1 protein-coding gene is annotated in these 557 nt (G+C 68.0%); it reads right to left on the bottom strand.

Annotation, left to right across the window (positions count from 1 at the left end; translation table 11 throughout):
* Positions 1-557: acyltransferase domain-containing protein (locus tag ABEA26_RS36215; protein ID WP_345598345.1), on the bottom strand; the 557-nt coding region annotated here is incomplete at both ends.

The raw sequence follows: 557 nt of genomic DNA, 5'->3' as shown, positions 1-557 counted from the left end.
ACCCGGCGCGCCCGAACACCCAGCCGCTCACACACCACCTGCAACTCGTCCAGAGCCACCGCCCCACCGGACACCACCACCGACTCCGGACCATTCACCGCCGCGACACCCACACCCGACACACCCGCACCGGCCAACAACCCCTCCACCTCGGCGACCGAAGCCGCCAACGACACCATCCCACCCCCACCGGCCAACGACCGCGCAATCACCTGACTACGCAACGCCACCACCCGGGCACCATCCCCAAGCGACAGCACACCCGCCACACACGCCGCCGCGATCTCACCCTGCGAATGACCCACCACCGCCGCCGGCACCACACCACACGAACGCCACACCTCCGCCAACGACACCATCACCGCCCACAACACAGGCTGCACCACATCCACCCGCGCCAACGCCACCTCATCACCCAGAACCTCACCCAACGACCACCCCACATACGGAGCAAGCGCCACCTCACACGCCGCCATCGACTCCGCGAACACCGACGACTCCACCATCAACCCAGCCGCCATACCCACCCACTGCGCCCCCTGACCCGGGAACACGAA

Origin of the sequence: Streptomyces marokkonensis (assembly GCF_039539045.1) — a bacterium.
GTDB classification, from domain to species: Bacteria; Actinomycetota; Actinomycetes; order Streptomycetales; family Streptomycetaceae; genus Streptomyces; species Streptomyces marokkonensis.
This window is presented reverse-complemented; position numbering and strand designations above follow the sequence as displayed.